The organism is Kitasatospora sp. NPDC058046 (assembly GCF_042885595.1).
Taxonomy (GTDB): domain Bacteria; phylum Actinomycetota; class Actinomycetes; order Streptomycetales; family Streptomycetaceae; genus Kitasatospora.
The window spans coordinates 139,843-155,821 of the sequence record NZ_JBHVRS010000013.1; the positions used below are offsets into that span (position 1 = coordinate 139,843).

At 73.0% G+C, this 15,979-nt stretch carries 15 protein-coding genes; 8 read left to right on the plus strand and 7 right to left on the minus strand.

Annotated elements, in window-relative coordinates; all coding sequences use genetic code 11:
• Positions 1 to 105: 105 nt before the first annotated feature.
• The gene (locus ACFVU7_RS25285; protein ID WP_049650411.1) at positions 106 to 663 is read right to left on the minus strand and encodes a YbjN domain-containing protein; all 558 of its coding nucleotides are present in this window, start codon (positions 661 to 663) and stop codon (positions 106 to 108) included.
• A 440-nt stretch (positions 664 to 1,103) separates the two neighbouring features.
• Between ACFVU7_RS25285 and ACFVU7_RS25290 the strand changes: the two genes are divergently transcribed.
• Positions 1,104 to 1,385, plus strand: coding sequence for a helix-turn-helix domain-containing protein (locus ACFVU7_RS25290; protein WP_074001862.1), 282 nt, complete (start codon positions 1,104 to 1,106; stop codon positions 1,383 to 1,385).
• A 120-nt stretch (positions 1,386 to 1,505) separates the two neighbouring features.
• Here the strand turns inward: ACFVU7_RS25290 and clpB are convergent, their stop codons facing one another.
• Complete coding sequence (gene clpB / locus ACFVU7_RS25295; RefSeq protein ID WP_049650413.1) at positions 1,506 to 4,112, minus strand: ATP-dependent chaperone ClpB; 2,607 nt, start codon at positions 4,110 to 4,112, stop codon at positions 1,506 to 1,508.
• Between the two features lie 98 nt (positions 4,113 to 4,210).
• Entirely contained in the window at positions 4,211 to 5,152 is a 942-nt protein-coding gene (locus tag ACFVU7_RS25300; RefSeq protein ID WP_388047277.1) for a LysR family transcriptional regulator, read from the minus strand.
• Between the two features lie 71 nt (positions 5,153 to 5,223).
• Between ACFVU7_RS25300 and ACFVU7_RS25305 the strand changes: the two genes are divergently transcribed.
• The 6 genes from ACFVU7_RS25305 to ACFVU7_RS25330 all read left to right on the plus strand — a co-directional run bounded on the left by ACFVU7_RS25305 (position 5,224) and on the right by ACFVU7_RS25330 (position 11,884).
• Positions 5,224 to 6,333: a TDT family transporter gene (locus ACFVU7_RS25305; RefSeq protein ID WP_388047278.1), complete on the plus strand. Its 1,110-nt coding sequence runs from the start codon at positions 5,224 to 5,226 to the stop codon at positions 6,331 to 6,333.
• Between the two features lie 701 nt (positions 6,334 to 7,034).
• Positions 7,035 to 8,024 carry a LuxR C-terminal-related transcriptional regulator gene (locus ACFVU7_RS25310; protein WP_049650416.1) on the plus strand — a complete coding sequence of 330 codons (990 nt, stop codon included), beginning with the start codon at positions 7,035 to 7,037 and terminating at the stop codon, positions 8,022 to 8,024.
• The gene (locus tag ACFVU7_RS25315; protein ID WP_388047279.1) at positions 8,014 to 8,988 is read left to right on the plus strand and encodes a LuxR C-terminal-related transcriptional regulator; all 975 of its coding nucleotides are present in this window, start codon (positions 8,014 to 8,016) and stop codon (positions 8,986 to 8,988) included. Before ACFVU7_RS25310 ends, ACFVU7_RS25315 begins: the two co-directional genes overlap by 11 nt.
• Positions 8,981 to 9,958, plus strand: a complete 978-nt coding sequence (locus ACFVU7_RS25320; RefSeq protein ID WP_388047281.1) for a helix-turn-helix domain-containing protein — start codon at positions 8,981 to 8,983, stop codon at positions 9,956 to 9,958. The genes ACFVU7_RS25315 and ACFVU7_RS25320 overlap by 8 nt, the downstream gene beginning before the upstream one ends.
• Positions 9,955 to 10,920: a LuxR family transcriptional regulator gene (locus ACFVU7_RS25325; protein ID WP_388047283.1), complete on the plus strand. Its 966-nt coding sequence runs from the start codon at positions 9,955 to 9,957 to the stop codon at positions 10,918 to 10,920. Before ACFVU7_RS25320 ends, ACFVU7_RS25325 begins: the two co-directional genes overlap by 4 nt.
• A complete protein-coding gene (locus tag ACFVU7_RS25330) occupies positions 10,913 to 11,884 on the plus strand; it encodes a LuxR C-terminal-related transcriptional regulator (RefSeq protein WP_388047285.1) in 972 nt (323 codons plus the stop codon). Before ACFVU7_RS25325 ends, ACFVU7_RS25330 begins: the two co-directional genes overlap by 8 nt.
• Positions 11,885 to 11,891: 7 nt before the next feature.
• Here ACFVU7_RS25330 and ACFVU7_RS25335 read toward each other — a convergent pair whose 3' ends face one another.
• On the minus strand, positions 11,892 to 12,509 hold the full coding sequence (locus tag ACFVU7_RS25335) for a hypothetical protein (RefSeq protein WP_143204511.1): 618 nt from the start codon (positions 12,507 to 12,509) through the stop codon (positions 11,892 to 11,894).
• A gap of 336 nt (positions 12,510 to 12,845) precedes the next feature.
• Here ACFVU7_RS25335 and ACFVU7_RS25340 point away from each other — a divergent pair, with 336 nt between their 5' ends.
• The gene (locus ACFVU7_RS25340; protein ID WP_158077685.1) at positions 12,846 to 13,004 is read left to right on the plus strand and encodes a hypothetical protein; all 159 of its coding nucleotides are present in this window, start codon (positions 12,846 to 12,848) and stop codon (positions 13,002 to 13,004) included.
• A gap of 81 nt (positions 13,005 to 13,085) precedes the next feature.
• On the opposite strand, the gene ACFVU7_RS25345 is transcribed toward ACFVU7_RS25340, so the two are convergent.
• The 3 genes from ACFVU7_RS25345 to dnaJ all read right to left on the minus strand — a co-directional run bounded on the left by ACFVU7_RS25345 (position 13,086) and on the right by dnaJ (position 15,952).
• Entirely contained in the window at positions 13,086 to 14,075 is a 990-nt protein-coding gene (locus ACFVU7_RS25345) for a helix-turn-helix domain-containing protein (protein WP_074001855.1), read from the minus strand.
• A gap of 175 nt (positions 14,076 to 14,250) precedes the next feature.
• Complete coding sequence (locus ACFVU7_RS25350) at positions 14,251 to 14,781, minus strand: heat shock protein transcriptional repressor HspR (RefSeq protein WP_388047287.1); 531 nt, start codon at positions 14,779 to 14,781, stop codon at positions 14,251 to 14,253.
• 7 nt (positions 14,782 to 14,788) lie between these two features.
• The gene (gene dnaJ, locus ACFVU7_RS25355) at positions 14,789 to 15,952 is read right to left on the minus strand and encodes a molecular chaperone DnaJ (RefSeq protein ID WP_049650429.1); all 1,164 of its coding nucleotides are present in this window, start codon (positions 15,950 to 15,952) and stop codon (positions 14,789 to 14,791) included.
• Positions 15,953 to 15,979 lie beyond the last annotated feature (27 nt).

A 15,979-nucleotide genomic window follows, 5' to 3' on the forward strand; every position in this document is an offset into this window, starting at 1 on the left:
CAGGCCATCCTGGGTCAGCCGGGAGCCGGGGACAAGAACGGCCCGCCACCGCCGCGGGGGCGGGTGGCGGGCCGAACGGGCGGTGCGGGGGGTACCGGGGCGGGATCAGGCCTCGTCGGTGCCCTCGGCGCCCTCGCCGTCCTCGCCCTCGATCTCGTTCTGGAGGCCGAGGCGCTCGACGATCCACTGCTCGAAGCCGACCGCGGCCTGGGTCCAGTTGGCGGTGGTGGTGACGAAGTAGTCCAGGTTGACGCCGGCGCCGACGATCATCTGGGCCTCGCCGATCAGGCGGACCACGCCGTCCTCGTGGGTGTGAGTGTAGACCTTGGGCCAGAGGGTCTCGCGGTTCCACTCGTCGATCAGGTCGAGGATCTCGCCCTTCTTCTCCAGCGGGTACGCGCGGTCGTAGAAGGCGCGCACCGCGAAGAGCTCCTTCTGCTCGCCGCGGAACATGTAGTAGACGCGGAAGCCCTCCCAGGGGGCGGTGAGGTCGCCCTCCTCGTCCACGACGTGCTTGAGCTGCATCTGGTCCAGCAGCTGGGTGACCAGGCCCTGGTCCGGGACGATGATCGGCGGCGGGCCGGCCGGCCGCCCGCCCTGGCCGCCGGGCTGGCCGCCCTGGGGGACGCCGAAGGACGGGATGGACGACGGGTCGATGCTCATGGGGGTCCTCATTCCTCAGTGCACGTGGTGGCCGGCAATGAGAGGCCGCCCTTTCCACCTCCCATCCTGCCTCATTCGGGGCTCCGCTCACAGGGGCAGCCGAGGGGCGAGTCGATCTTCGTCCGGCGTTCTTCGCGGCGTTCTTCGCGGTGTTGTTCCGGGTGTCCTTCCCGGGTTCTTCCCGGGCTTCCCCCGGGTGTTCCCCGGCGGTTCCGGCGGGGGTGGAGCGGGGCGGCGGTCACGGAGGGTGTCCGGGGCGGGCTGGAGGCCGTCCGGAGAGCGCGCGTGAGCCACGTCACGCGCCCGGCGCGCCGGTTCGGCTGCCGTGCGGGCCGGATGCGGTTAGCGTGCGACGGAAATCGCTTCGGTCAAATCCCGGCCCAGCCGGGTGAGTTGAGCTGTCCTGAGGCGGACTGTCCGGAATTGAGGGGGGAACAGGAGTGGGTGGAGCGGCGACGGGGGACGGCGCATCGCTCGGGGCGCTGCTGCGGAGCATCCGGCTGGACCGGGGGATGACGCAGGAGCAGCTGGGCGAGGCGACCGGGCTGAGCGTGCGGTCGATCCGGGACCTGGAACGGGAGGTGTCCTGCCCGCGGGTGTCCACGCTGCGGCTGCTGACCCAGACCTGGAACCTGCCGGACGCCCAGGTGGCCGAACTGCACCGGCTGGCGCGCAGCCGGCGGGACCGGACGCGGCGGCTGCTGCGGCAGGCGGCGGAGTGACGGCGTCCGGCCCGGGGCGCGAACCGGGCCGGGGGCGCGAACCGGGCCGGGGATGCGGAACGGGCCGTCCCCCGCCGCCGGAGCGGAGGGAACGGCCCGTGCGCCGGACGCCCGGCGGTGCTACTTCTCCAGCGGCCCCCGGCCGCGGACGGTGAGGCGGTCGCCCTCCTCGTCCCGCTCGACCACGACGGTGTCCCCGTCGTGCACCGCGCCGGACAGGATCGCCCGGGCCAGCTGGTCGCCGATCGCGGACTGCACCAGCCGGCGCAGCGGGCGGGCGCCGTACGCCGGGTCGTAGCCGGTGAGCGCCAGCCAGTCGCGGGCGGCCTCGGAGACGTCCAGGGTGAGCCGCCGCTCCCGCAGCCGCTCGCCCAGGAGGGCCACCTGGAGGTCGACGATCCGGCTCAGCTCGCCGGTGCCCAGCGGCTCGAAGACCACGATGTCGTCCAGCCGGTTGAGGAACTCCGGCTTGAACGCGGACCGGACGGTGCCCAGCACCAGCTCCCGCTTCTCGGCCTCCGGGGTGGCCGGGTCGACGAGGTACTGCGAGCCCAGGTTGGAGGTGAGGATCAGGATGGCGTTGCGGAAGTCCACCGTGCGGCCCTGGCCGTCGGTGAGCCGTCCGTCGTCCAGCACCTGGAGCAGGACGTCGAAGACCTCCGGGTGCGCCTTCTCCACCTCGTCCAGCAGCACCACGCTGTACGGGCGGCGGCGGACCGCCTCGGTGAGCTGGCCGCCCTCCTCGTAGCCGACGTACCCGGGCGGGGCGCCGACCAGGCGGGAGACCGAGTGCTTCTCGCCGTACTCGCTCATGTCGATCCGGACCATGGCCCGGGCGTCGTCGAACAGGAAGTCGGCCAGGGCCTTGGCGAGTTCGGTCTTGCCGACGCCGGTCGGGCCGAGGAAGAGGAAGGAGCCGGTCGGGCGGTCCGGGTCGGCGATGCCGGAGCGGGTGCGCCGCACCGCGTCCGAGACGGCCTGCACGGCCTCCTTCTGTCCGATCAGGCGGCGGCCCAACTCCTCCTCCATGCGCAGGAGTTTGGCGCTCTCGCCCTCCAGCAGCCGGCCGGCCGGGATGCCCGTCCAGGAGGCGACCACGTCGGCCACGTCGTCCGGGCCGACCTCCTCCTTGACCATCGAGGCGGAGGCGTCCTGGTCGGCGGCCCGCTCCTGGGCGTCGGTGAGCTCCTTCTCGGCGGCCGGGATCTCGGCGTACATCAGCTTGGACGCCCGCTCGAAGTCCCCGTCGCGCTGGGCGCGTTCGAGCGCGCCGTGCAGGTCGTCCAGCCGCCCCTTGAGCTCGCCGACCCGGTTGAGGCTCTTCTTCTCCTGCTCCCAGCGCGCCGTGAGCACGCTCAACTGCTCGTTCCGGTCGGCGAGGTCGCGCCGCAGCCGGGCCAGCCGGTCGACCGAGGCCGGGTCCGACTCCTTCTCCAGGGCCAGCTCCTCCATCCGCAACCGGTCGACCGAGCGCTGGAGTTCGTCGATCTCGACCGGGGAGGAGTCGATCTCCATCCGCAGCCGGGAGGCCGCCTCGTCGACCAGGTCGATCGCCTTGTCGGGCAGGAAGCGGGAGGTGATGTAGCGGTTGGACAGGGTGGCCGCGGCGACCAGGGCGGCGTCCGAGATCTGCACCTTGTGGTGCGCCTCGTACCGGCCCTTGAGGCCGCGCAGGATGGCGATCGAGTCCTCCACGCTGGGCTCGCCGACCAGCACCTGCTGGAAGCGGCGCTCCAGGGCCGGGTCCTTCTCGATCCGCTCGCGGTACTCGTCCAGCGTGGTGGCGCCGACCATCCGCAGCTCGCCGCGGGCCAGCATCGGCTTGAGCATGTTGCCCGCGTCCATCGCGGAGTCCCCGCCGGCGCCCGCGCCGACCATGGTGTGCAGCTCGTCGATGAAGGTGACGACCTGGCCGTCGGAGGCCTTGATGTCGTTCAGGACGGCCTTCAGCCGCTCCTCGAACTCGCCGCGGAACTTGGCGCCCGCGACCATCGCGCTGAGGTCCAGCGAGACCAGCCGCTTGCCGCGCAGCGACTCCGGCACGTCGCCGGCCACGATGCGCTGGGCCAGGCCCTCGACCACGGCGGTCTTGCCGACGCCGGGCTCGCCGATCAGCACCGGGTTGTTCTTGGTCCGGCGGGAGAGCACCTGGACCACCCGGCGGATCTCGTGGTCGCGGCCGATCACCGGGTCGAGCTTGCCGTCCCGGGCGGCCTGGGTGAGGTCGGTGCCGTACTTCTCCAGCGCCTTGTAGGTGCCCTCCGGGTCCGGCGAGGTGACCCGGCCGCTGCCCCGGACGTCCTTGAACGCGGCGAGCAGCGCCTTCGGCGTGGCGCCCTGCTGCACCAGCAGCTCGGCCACCTGCCCGCCCTCGGCGGCCAGGCCGACCATCAGGTGCTCGGTGGAGACGTACTGGTCGTCGAGGTCGCTCGCGCGCTTGCCGGCCTCGGTGAGCACCGCGATGGTGTCCCGGGCGAGCTGCGGCGCGGAGACCGTCGAGCCCATCGCGCTGGGCAGCGCGGCCGCCTGGCGGCGGGCCTCGGCGTCGACCCGGGCGACGTCGGCGCCGACCGCCTCCAGCAGGGGCCGGGCGATGCCCTCGGGCTGCTCCAGCAGGGCGATCAGGATGTGCACCGGCCTGACGTCCGGGTTGCCGGCCGTGCCCGCCTGCCGGATCGCGGCGGACAGGGCGTCCTGCGTCTTGGTGGTGAACTTGCTGGCGTCCACTGCTGGGGGGTCCTCCCTGGTCGTCCTTCACTACTGCTACGTACAGCATGCACTAAGTTGAGTCTATTCCGCTCAACCTTTCCCGGGACAGGGCTTCTTCAGGCCGGGGGAAGCCGGCGCGCCGCCGGACGCCCGACGGGCCGCCGGGTCAGCCCCAGCAGCTCCCGGGCCGGCCCGCTCGGCCGCTGCCCGGCCGGCCAGACCGCGCGCAGCGGCCGCCGCAGGTCCAGCTCCTCCACCAGCGGCACCTCGACCAGCCGCCGGGTGGCCAGCTCCTCCACCACGGCCAGCTCGCTCAGGCAGACCGGCCCCGCCCCGGTCATCGCCGCCGCCTTCAGCGCGGTCGACGAGGCCAGCTCCATCCGGGGCCGCGCCGCGCCCCCGTACGGCTTCAGGGCCGCCTCCAGCACCTCCCGGGTGCCCGAGCCGGGCTCGCGCAGCACCAGCGGGACGGCCGCCAGCTCGGTCCCGGTCAGCGGGGCGTGGCGGCGCGCCCACGGGTGGCCGGGCGCCACCACGACCACCAGCCGGTCCGCCGCCACCACCGCGCCGGCCAGCCCGGGCGGGGTGGACGGGCCCTCGACGAAGCCGAGGTCGGCGTCCCCGGCCAGGACGTGCCCGGCGACCTCCGCCGAGTTCGCCGTCCGCAGCGTCACCGCGGTGCCCGGGCTGGCCTCGGACAGGCCCAGCAGCCAGCCGGGCATCAGGTACTCGGCGACGGTCAGGCTGGCCACCACCCGCAGCTTGGCGTCCCGCCGCTCGCGCAGCGCGTCGATCCCGGCGTCCAGCGCCTGCGCCGCCTCCACCACCTGCCGGGCCCACTCGACCACCAGCCGGCCCGCCTCGGTCGGCCGGCTGCCCCGGGGCGAGCGGTCCAGCAGCGCGACGCCGATCTGTCGCTCCATGCCCTTGATCCGGGCGCTGGCGGTCGGCTGGCTGACACCCAGCTCGGCCGCCGCCCGTCCGACGCTGCCCAGCCGGGCCACCGCGAGCAGCAGTTCCAGGGCGCCGAGTTCGGGGACGTGCGAGGAGAGGGGCATAGATCCAGGCTATGCCCCCATAGAAGCCCCGGCGCTACCGGCCGCCGGGCCCTCCGGGCGACGGTGGGAGCATGTCCACTCTGGCCGGTATCCGACCCCTCGCCCGCCCCGCCGCCCGCCGCCGGCCCGACCTCGCCCAGCTCGGCCCCAACTGGTACGCCGCCGTGATGGGCACCGCGATCCTGGCGAACGGCGCCGCCGTCCTGCCGGTGCGGCCGCCCGGGCTGACCGGCTTCGGCGAGGTGCTGTGGGCGCTCGCGCTGGCCGCCCTGCTGGTGCTGGCCGGGGCCCGGCTGGTCCACCTCACCCGGCACCGCGAGGCGGCCCGCGCCCAGCTGCTGGACAACCCGGCGACCGCGGTCTTCTACGGCTGTCCGCCGATGGCGCTGCTCTCGGTCGGACTGGGCACCATGCTGCTCGGCTCCCGGGTCATCGGCACCGGCCCGGCGGTCGCCCTGGACGCGGTGCTGTGGAGCCTCGGCACCGTGTACGCGCTGGCCGTGGCCGGCGGCATCCCGTACCTGATGATCACCCGGCACCGGGTCTCCGCCCTGGAGGCCAACCCGACCTGGCTGCTGCCGGTGGTCGCCCCGCTGGTCGCCTCCGCCTGCGGCCCGGCGCTCGTCCCGCACCTGCCGGCCGGAACGGCCCAGCAGGCCATGCTGTACGGCTGCTGGGCGCTGTTCGGCGTCGGCCTGCTGGCCACCCTGGTGCTGCTGCCGGTGGTGTTCACCGGGCTGTTCCACAGCAGGCTGCCCGCCCTGGCGCTCACCCCCACGCTGTTCCTGGTGCTCGGCCCGCTCGGCCAGTCCGTCACCGCGGTCCACCAGCTCGCCGACGCCGCCCGCCCGGTACTGCCCGCGCTGGCCCCCGCCATGACCGACCTCGCCGAGCTGTACGGCGTGGCGGTGATCGGCGTCGCGATGCTCTGGCTGGCCGTCGCGCTCGCCGCCAACCTGCGGGCCCGCCGGGCCGGGATGCCGTTCGCGATGACCTGGTGGGCGTACACCTTCCCGGTCGGCACCTGCGTCACCGGCGCCTCCGCGCTCGCCCGGCACACCGGCTTCGCGGGCTTCAGCGCGCTGGCCGTCGGCCTCTACCTGCTGCTGACGTCCGCCTGGGTGCTCGCCGCGGGCGGCACCGCGGCCGGGCTCGCGCGGGGGCGGCTGCTGGCCCGCTGAGAAGCCCGTCGCCCGGGGCGGCCGTCCGCGTGGTGCGGGGCCCGTCCCCGCGCGCGGACGGTACGGCTCAGGAGCACGCCGCGGATGCAGGAACGTGCACGGCAGGGACGACCGCGCACAGCCGCCCGGCGGAAGTGCCGGTCGGCGCCGACTCCCCTTCCAGGCCCGGGTTCCCACCGGAATCCGCCCCACCGCCCGAACCGCCCGCGGCCGCCCCCGGATGCAGATAGCTGCAATTGCGCGAACATGCACTCGGGCGGCACTTGTTCACCGGCCGTCACGCTGTGAGGGTGGAGGCACGCCAAGTCGTCCAGGCAACCGCAGCCTGATGGTGGCGACTCGCTCTTCGAAACTGACCGCAGGTGCGACAACCCGCACCGGTGGAACGGGGGGGAAGGGCGCCGGCCGGGACCATGTGTGGTGATGGCCTCCCGGCCGGACCCGTCGAGGCGTTGCTGCTCCGCCTCGACGGGAGCGCCTTGGCATTGGCGTACCGATGGCGGCCCCCGGACGACCCGGCGTGCGACGGCACCCGGGCCCGGGGGTCCGCCGTCCCACCCGGTACCGTGACCGCCTGATCCATGATCACGCCGTACCGCCCACCGGCACCGTGAGCCCGCCCGGCCCACCGGTGCCGCGGCCCGCGCGGCGAGGAACAGGGGCAGCACCAGGGGAGAGGCGTCCGGCAGGGAGAGTGCGACGTGACGGCGGAACCGGCGGTCACACCGCAGCAGGGACCGGTGGGCGAGGAGCCCGACGAGGCCGCCCGGCAGCTCTACCTGGCCATCATCGCCGAGGGCGGCCGCGTCCCCACCGGCGAGGTCGCGGACGCCGACCGGGGCGCGCTCCAACAGCTCATCGACATCGGCCTGTTGATGGTCAACCGGATGGACCGCTGCTACACCGCCGTCAGCCCGCGCTCGGTCAGCGACCGCCTCGGCGCCGAACTGCGCAGCGAGGCCACCCGGCTGCTGGTCCGCGCGGAGAACCTCCCGGGCGCCCTCGACGGCCTCACCCGGGCCTACGACGCGATGCCCCGGCCGACCGACCGGGCCGGCGGCGCCGTCCATGTCGAGGGGCACGTCCACATCCGCCAGCGGATCTCCCAACTGGTCTCCGACTGCCGCTCCGAGGTCCTCACCGCGCAACCCGGCCACCGGCCCGCCGACACCCTCCAGGTCGCCCTCCTCCAGGACGTCCAACTGCTCCGGCGCGGCTGCTCGCTGCGCACCATCTACCAGCCGGTCGCCCTCGCCGACCCGCCCGCCCTCGCCTACGCCGAGGAGGTCACCCGGCACGGCTCGCTCATCCGGGTGCTCGACGAGCCCTTCCAGCGGCTGATCGTCTTCGACCGGACCGTCGCCGTGATCTCCGCCAACGACGACAACAGCACCGCCGCCTTCATCACCGACCCGGCCACCATCACCTACCTGGTCGGCACCTTCGAACGCGACTGGGCCCGCGCCGACACCGCCGGCGCCGCCGCCCCCGGCCAGACACCCGCCCGCACCATCCCCGACCGGGTCGGTCGGCTGCTCGCCCGCGGCCTCACCCAGCGCGCCGTCGCCACCCGGCTGGGCCTGAGCGAACGCACCGTCGCCGCCCACATCTCCCGGCTGCGCGACCGCTACGGCGCCCAGACCCTCTTCCAACTCGGCTGGCTGATGCGAGGCTCCCGCGATGACCGATGAGCCGGGCCCGGCCGAGCGGGCGCTCTACCTCACCGCCGTCCGGGGCGGCGGCCGACTGCGCCCCGAGGACCTCGCCCCCGCCGACCGCCCCACCCTGGCCGCCCTCGTCGCCCGCGGCCTGCTCACCCCCACCGCCACCGGCTGGACCGCCGCCAGCCCGCGCGCCCTCGGCGACCGGATCGGCCTCGAACTGCGCACCCGCGCCCTCCGCCTGCTACGGCACGCCGAGCGGCTCCCGGGCACCCTCGGGCCACTGGCCCGCGCCTACGACGCCGCCCGCCACCCGGGCGTCGACCTCCCGGCTGTCCACCCCGGTGCAGGCGATCCCGGTACCGGCGATCCCGCGGCCGGCACCGTCGACGACGCCGCCGAAGTCCGCCGGCGGGTCGGCGAACTCGTCTCGGAATGCCGGGAGGAGGTCCTCGCCGCCCAGCCCGGACCGCGTCCCCTCGAAGCCCTCCGGATGGCCCTCGCCCAGGACCTCTCGCTGCTCCGCCGCGGCTGCTCGCTGCGCACCGTCTACCAGCCGGTCACCCTCGCCGACCCCGCCGCACGGAGCCAGGTCGCGCTGCGCACCGGGCACGGCGCCCAGGTCCGCGTCCTCGCCGAACCGTACGAGCGGGTACTGGTCTTCGACCGCGCGGTGGCCGTCATCCCCGCCGACGAGGACCGCAACCGGGCCGCCTTCCTCACCGACCCCACCACCGTCGCCTACCTGGTCGCCCAGTTCGAACGCGACTGGGCCCGCGCCACCCCCGCCGACCGCCACCTCGACCCGCCGTCCGTCACCACCGTCCGGATCGGCCGGCTGCTCGCCCGAGGCCTCACCCAACGGGCCGTCGCCACCCGGCTCGGCGTGAGCGAACGCACCGTCGCCGCCCACATCTCCCGGCTGCGCGACCGCTACGGCGCCCACAGCCTCTTCCACCTCGGCTGGCAGCTCCGCGGAGAACACCATGACTGACACCCCCGCCACCCCGCTCTCCGCCGCCCTCCCGGACGCCGCCGCCCGCGCCCTCTACCTCGCCGTCCTGCGCGAGGGCGGCCGGGTCCGGGCGGCCGAGGTCGGCGCGGAAGACGGGCCTGCGCTCCGACGGCTGGTGGAACTCGGGCTGCTGGTGCCGCAGTTGCAGGACGCGGCGTACAGCGCGGTGGACCCGCGGGCGGCCACGGAGCGGATCGGCACCGAGATCCGCCGACAGAGCGCCCGCCTGCTCGTGGAGGCCGAGCAACTGCCCGAGCTGATGGGCGAACTGACCCGCGCCTACGACGCGACCCCGAAACGGCGGAGCGGCACGGCCGGGGTCCGCTACCTCACGGCGAAGGAGGACATCCGGCACGAACTGGAACTGCTGGCCCAGGAGTTCCCCGACGAGACGATGACCGCCCAGCCCGGCGGCCCCCGTCCCGCCGAACTGCTACCCGACTCCCTCGACCGCGCCCGCCGCGTCCACGAGCGCGGTGGCACCGTGCGCTCGCTCTACGAGGCCTCGGCCAGACTGGACCCGCCGACCGTCCGCTTCGCCGCCGAGGTCGCCCTGCTCGGCTGCACCACCCGGATCCTCGCCGTCCCGTTCACACGCTTCCTGGTCTTCGACCGCACCGTGGCCGTCATCCCGGCCGCTCCCGATCACACCAGCGCCGCCGTGGTCGACGACCCGGCGATGGTGTCCTTCGTGGTGGACACCTTCGAGCAGCTCTGGCAGCGCGCCGAGGGAGTCAACTGGGCTGCCCTGGCCGCCGGTTCCGCCGACTCGCCCAGCCATCAGCAGATCGCCCGACTGCTCGCCCAGGGCCTCACCCAGCGCGCGATCGCCACCCGCCTGGGCCTGGGCGAGCGGACCGTGGCCGGCCACATCGCCCGGCTGCGGGAGCAGTACGACGCCGAGACGCTGTTCCAGCTGGGCTGGCAGATGCGGGGGGAGCGGCTGTGACCGACACCGGATTCGCCCTGCCCGACGACACCGCCCGCGCCCTCTACCTGGCCATCCTGCGCGATGGCGGCCGGATCCGGATCGCGGACGTGGCGGAGGAGGACGCGCAGACCGTCCAGACCCTGATGGACCTGGGGCTGCTGAAGCCGTACGTCCTGGACGGCTCGCTCAGCGCGGTGGACCCGCGCTCGGTCACGGCCCGGATCGGCGCCGACCTGCGGGCGGCCGGCACGCGTCTGCTGACACGGGCCGAAGAACTCCCGGACGTGTTCGGCGACCTCACCGTCGCCTATGACGCGGCGTCCCGCCGCCGCGACCGCTCCGGGAGCACCCGGGTCGTCGAGGGCATGGAGAACATCCGGCACCAGGTCTCCCAACTCTCCGAGGAGCTCCGCCACGAGGCACTCTGCGCCCACCCCGGCGGCGCCCGGCCGGTGGACGCCGCCGACGACACCGTGAACCACGCCCGCCGCTTCCTGGAGACAGGTGGTTCGATCCGCACCCTCTACCAGTCCGCGGCCCGTCTCGACGCCTCGACCGTCCGACTGGCTGCCCGGCTGACCGGGATCGGCTGCCACATCAGGGTCGCGGCGTTCTCGTTCCCCAAGATGCTGATCTTCGACCGCACCGTGGCCGTGGTCGCCGCCGCACCGGGGGTAACCAGCGCGGCCGTCATCGACGACCCGGCCGTGGTCGACTTCCTGGTGCGGACCTTCGAACTGCACTGGCAGGACGCCGAGGGCGTCAACTGGGCCTCCCTGGCATCCGGTTCCAGCGAGCCGTCCGTGCCCGAGCAGGTCGGCCGGCTGCTCGCCCGCGGCCTCACCCAGCGGGCGATCGCCACCCGCCTGGGCCTGGGCGAGCGGACGGTCGCGGCCCACATCGCCCGGCTGCGGGATCAGTACGACGCCGAGACGCTGTTCCAACTGGGCTGGCAGATGCGGGGAGCCCACGATGCTTGACGCCGACCTGCCGGACGCCGCTGCCCGGGAGCTCTACCGGGAGATCCTCAGGGACGGCGGCCGCCTCCGTGTCAGTGAGGTCCGCGCGCAGGACGAAGCGGGGGTCAGGCAGCTCGCCGACCTCGGCTTCCTGGTTCTGCACGCGGCGGACGGCGTCTACAGCGCGATCAACCCCCGGGCCGTGAGCGAGCGTCTGGGCGCCGACCTACGGGAGGAGAGCAGCCGTCTGCTCGCCAGGGCAGCCAGTCTCCCGGATCTGCTGGAGGACCTCACCCAGGCCTACGACGCGGCTCCGCGTCGTAGGGACGTGGCGAGTGGCGTCCGGCAGGTGGCGGGCATGGTGGAGATCCGGCACCTGCTCTCCCAGCTCATCAAGGACTATCCGCACGAGTGCCTGACCGCCCAGCCGGGCAGGTTCCATCCTCCGGCTCAGCGGGAGGACAGCCTCGCGCAGACGTGCCGCTACATCGAGCGCGGTGGCTCGGTGCGCACGATCTACCAACCGCAGGCCAGGCTGGACCGGGATCAGGTCGAGTACGCGGCGGAGACCACGAAGCTCGGTTCGCGGATCCGTGTCCTCGACGCAGCCTTCAGCCGGACCCTCATCTTCGACCGAACCGTTGCCCTGATCCCGGCCGCCCCCGACAACAGGGCCGCTGCGGTGGTGGAGGATCCCGCGACCGTCACGTACCTGGTCGGGGTCTTCGAACAACAGTGGCGGCAGGCGCAGGTCGTGGACTGGGTCGATCTGGCGGCCACGTCGACGGAACCCGCCGCCCACGAGCAGGTCGGGCGGCTGCTCGCCCGCGGCCTCACGCAGCGGGCGATCGCCAGCCGGTTGGGGCTGAGCGAACGCACCGTCGCCGGTCACATCGCCCGGCTGCGTGAGCTGTACGACGCGGAGACGCTGTTCCAGTTGGGCTGGCAGATGCGGGGAGCCCGGGCGGGGGAGCCCGGTGGGTAGTCGCTGCTCAGCCGGTGGCGGCGCCGGTCGGCCAGTAGCCGGGGACGGCGGGCTGCTGCCGGGGGACGTTGAACTGCTCGCCGGGGGCGGTCCAGAAGCCCTCGCGCAGGGAGAGCGCCATGCCGGCCCAGTCGAGCGCGGTCTCGACCGTGTGGTTGAGGGCCTCCTGCGACCAGGTGTCGTCGAAGACCAGCGGGAGGACGGGGGCGACCTGCTCGATGGTGGCGATCAGCGGGTTGTGGGTGATGGCCTCGTCGACCAGGAGGACGATCGGCTTGCGCAGCGCGGACGCCCAGCCGAGCTCCAGGCTCACGCCGGCCGAGAGCGGGGCGCCGACGTAGGCGAACACGAGGTCCGCGGACTGGAGGGCGCGGAAGTCGGAGGGGACGCGGGGCTCCGGCGCGCGGCCGGAGATGGTCCAGGCGTCGCTGTGGTGCGCGCTGTACACGGCGGCGCCGCTGCGGAGGAGGGTGGTGCGGAGCGTCGTCAGCCGCGTCCGGCTGGCGAGGGTCACCACGCTGTCGGCCGGCCCGGTCAGTCGCATCAGCGGGGCGGCCAGGAACACACGTGCACGCCGACCCTCAGGGGCCTGGCTGTCGTGGTGACGCAGGTAGGGCTCGGTCATGTCGACTCCGGGGAAAGGCCGACCGGGGGAGTGTGTGTCGGCGATGCGTTGGCTGTGGACCGTTCTGTGGACTGACGCCACCGATGAACGGTTTAGAATTTGACGGTACATTGGCAAGGTGTGGTGTCCTTGCCGGACCATTGGGAGCGAACTGATCGTCCATCGCGGGGCGGTGGCGCGTCCAGAGTTGGCCTGTGTCATCTGGATGACTGGCAGGGAGATGACGCACATCCCGCCCACCGGCGGCAGGCAGTTGCCACCTCTCGCGCAGTTGTATCTGAGCCGTTATCCTGCTCGATGCTTCTAGTGACGGATCTAGGCAGAGAGAGTGAGGGCGTGACCGAAATGCGCCGATTTGTCTGCAAGATAGTGTTTTCGCTGGCTGTCGTCGCCGCGGTGGTCGGTGCGGGCTCGCTCGCGATCGGCGCCGACTCGCAGGACGGGACCGCCGGCAGGGCTGCCGTTGCCATCGCGGACGACATCTCCTGGCAGTGAACGCGGCAGGCGGGGAGCGTGGTCGCGGGGGCGGAATTCTTTGGTGAATTCGTCGAATGCGGGTGGAAGTAGCCGGGCGGTTCAGTCGACGGAGCCCTGAGTCTTTCGGCCGAGCGCGTACCCGAGTTGGAACAGCGAGTCGACCTTGTAGTCGTCCCGCATTTCGGCGATATGTCTCGCCAGTGTCCGTTCGCTGATTCCCAGGCGCCGTGCGATCACCCGGTGGTTGGTGCCTTCGAGCATTTGGTCGATGATCGTCTGGCGCAGGCGGGACACCACTTGCTGGGGTACCGTCCGGTCGCCCTCGAATTCGAGCGCGCGGCTCCAGTACTGCTCGAACACCTCCTTGGCGAGGTAGTCGACGATGGCCGGGTCGTAGATGAAGGCCGCGAGGCTCATGTCGTCGTCGATCGGGATCACGGCCACTCGCCGGTCCATCACGATGAGTCGAGTGTAGGGCTCGTCGAGGGTCCGGTACTGGCCGCCGGCCTGCGCGAGCGTCGCCACGTAATCCCTGGTCGGCTGGTGGTAACGGGTGCTGGCGTGGTAGATCGTCCGCATCCTGGTACCGCTGCTGAGCGTCTTCAGGTCGTAGGCGATCATCCTGGCGAGGAGGTCCGGTTGGCGGGGGCCGCCAGGCTGGAGCGCCAGGGCCTCCTCGAACCCGGAATCTCTGAACTGCTCCAGTCGTTGCCTGATCAGGGCTTTCCCGCGCACATGCTCTATCGAACCCCCGGAGTTATTCGGGGTGTGGAATTCCCGGGCCAGCTCCTGCAGTTCGGATGGGAAGGACACCGCGCGGGACAGGAGTTCCAGCGCCTGGCGCTGCCAGGAATGGCTGAGACTGGTCGAGAGCTGCGCAGGATCGACGGCCACGAGGAAGTCCGCGTCATCGGCGTCGGGGACGAGAAGTCCGAGCCTCACCAGCTCGTCCCGTGCGGAATCATCGGTGTTGGAATTCGGACCCGACGGCAGACTGCCGTCACCCCGGACGACGGCGAGATACAGCTCGCGTGCTTCCGCCGAGAGGATGGTCGAGCCGGCGGCAAGGGGCTGCTCTCGTCCACTCATTCGTGACTCCTTGCCGTTGCAGTGCTACCTGCGTTCCATCAGCGCTGACGCTGGACGATTTTTAGCATGCCAGATCCATTGGGCCCCGGAGAGGGACGGCGACCGCACTCTCTCACCACACGGCAGCCGCCGGCACCCCCCCGAGAGGAGGGGCCGGCGGCCGGTGGGTGCCCGGTCAGCGCTTGGGGCGCCAGACGACGAGGGCGCTGGACTGCGGAGTGGGGGGCTGGTACGGGACGAGGTCGCGGCGGTAGGAGGCGTGGACGGCGGCCTCGCGCTGCTGGAGGGCGGTGGCGGCGCCTTCCAGGGAGTCGACCAGTTCCGTGACGCGGGACTGGAGGGCGGTGACCTGGTTCTCCAGCTCGATGATCCGCTTGATGCCCGCCAGGTTGATGCCCTCGTCCTGGGAGAGCCGCTGGACCTCGCGCAGCTGCTGGATGTCGCGGGCGGAGTAGCGGCGGCCGCGGCCGGCGGTGCGGTCGGGGCAGACCAGGCCGAGGCGGTCGTACTGGCGCAGGGTCTGCGGGTGCAGGCCGGACAGTTCGGCGGCCACGGAGATGACGTACACCGGGGTGTCCTCGGTGAGGACGTACGGCGGCGGGGACGCGGCGGCGCGGCGGGTGCGGCGGGGGCCGGTGCCGGGCAGGCCTTCGCCGAGGCCGAGGCCGATCGGGGTGTCGGGGTCGATCGGGTTCATCGGGGACATCTGGTCGTCACGCTCCCTTCGCCGCCCGGAAGAGGGCGGCGCGCGGATCGTCGGAGGCGGTGGCCTCGCGGTACTGCTCGAGGGCGTTCAGCGCGTCGCCGGTGACGTGCTGCGGCACCACGACCTCGACGGTGACGAGGAGGTCGCCGCGGGTGCCGTCCTTGCGGGTGGCGCCCTTGCCGCGGGCGCGCATGGTGAGGCCGTTGGCGCTGCCCGGGGGCAGCTTGAGCTTCACGGCGGGGCCGTTCAGCGTGGGCACCTCGATGGTGGCGCCGAGCGTGGCCTCGGGGAAGGTGACCGGCACGGTGACGGTGAGGTTGTCGCCCTTGCGGCCGAAGACGGGGTGGGGGTCGACGTGCACGGTGACGTAGAGGTCGCCGGGCTGTCCGCCGCGCTCGCCCTGTGCGCCCTTGCCCTTGAGCCGGATGCGCTGGTCGGCCTGGACGCCGGCCGGGATGCGGACCTGCATGGTGCGGGCCGAGCTGGCCCGGCCGCTGCCGTGGCAGTCGGTGCACGGGTCGTCGACGATCATGCCCCGGCCGCGGCAGTCCTTGCACGGCTCGGAGAGCGCGAAGGCGCCCTGGCCGCGGCTGACGGTGCCCGCGCCGACGCAGGTCGGGCAGACCCGCGGGGTGGTGCCGGTCTTGGCGCCGGTGCCGTTGCAGCTGCGGCAGGGGGCCTGGCTGGTCATCCGCAGCGGGACGGTCGCGCCGTCCACCGCCTCCTCGAAGGAGAGCGTCACCTCGGTCTCGACGTCGGCGCCGCGCCGGGGCTGGGCCTGCCGGGTGCCGCCGCGGTTGAAGAGGCCGCCGAAGACGTCGCCGATGCCGCCCCCGCTGCCGGCGCCGCCCTGGCTGCCGCTGAAGAGGTCGCCGAAGTCGAAGCTGTAGCTGCCGGTGCCGCCGGGGCCGCCGCCGGCCCGGAAGCCGCCGTTGGCGAAGAGGCTGCGGGCCTCGTCGTACTCCTTGCGGCGCTTCTCGTCGGAGAGGACGTCGTACGCCTCGGAGATGTCCTTGAACCGCTCCTCGGCCTTGGCGTCACCCTTGTTGGCGTCGGGGTGGAACTCGCGCGCGAGCTTGCGGTAGGTCTTCTTGATCTCGGTGGCGGTGGCGTCCTTGGGCACGCCGAGGACCTTGTAGTAGTCCTTCTCGACAAAGTCCTTGCCACTCATGGCGTACGCCACCTCCCGATGTCCATC

What these genes read in the sequence shown, in the direction of transcription:
- ACFVU7_RS25285 (WP_049650411.1), bottom strand. Translation starts at nt 663, where the DNA reads ATGAGCATCGACCCGTCGTCCATCCCGTCCTTCGGCGTCCCCCAGGGC.
- ACFVU7_RS25300 (WP_388047277.1), bottom strand. Translation starts at nt 5,152, where the DNA reads ATGCCCCTCTCCTCGCACGTCCCCGAACTCGGCGCCCTGGAACTGCTG.
- ACFVU7_RS25305 (WP_388047278.1), top strand. Translation starts at nt 5,224, where the DNA reads ATGTCCACTCTGGCCGGTATCCGACCCCTCGCCCGCCCCGCCGCCCGC.
- ACFVU7_RS25315 (WP_388047279.1), top strand. Translation starts at nt 8,014, where the DNA reads ATGACCGATGAGCCGGGCCCGGCCGAGCGGGCGCTCTACCTCACCGCC.
- ACFVU7_RS25320 (WP_388047281.1), top strand. Translation starts at nt 8,981, where the DNA reads ATGACTGACACCCCCGCCACCCCGCTCTCCGCCGCCCTCCCGGACGCC.
- ACFVU7_RS25330 (WP_388047285.1), top strand. Translation starts at nt 10,913, where the DNA reads ATGCTTGACGCCGACCTGCCGGACGCCGCTGCCCGGGAGCTCTACCGG.
- ACFVU7_RS25335 (WP_143204511.1), bottom strand. Translation starts at nt 12,509, where the DNA reads ATGACCGAGCCCTACCTGCGTCACCACGACAGCCAGGCCCCTGAGGGT.
- ACFVU7_RS25345 (WP_074001855.1), bottom strand. Translation starts at nt 14,075, where the DNA reads ATGAGTGGACGAGAGCAGCCCCTTGCCGCCGGCTCGACCATCCTCTCG.
- ACFVU7_RS25350 (WP_388047287.1), bottom strand. Translation starts at nt 14,781, where the DNA reads ATGTCCCCGATGAACCCGATCGACCCCGACACCCCGATCGGCCTCGGC.
- dnaJ (WP_049650429.1), bottom strand. Translation starts at nt 15,952, where the DNA reads ATGAGTGGCAAGGACTTTGTCGAGAAGGACTACTACAAGGTCCTCGGC.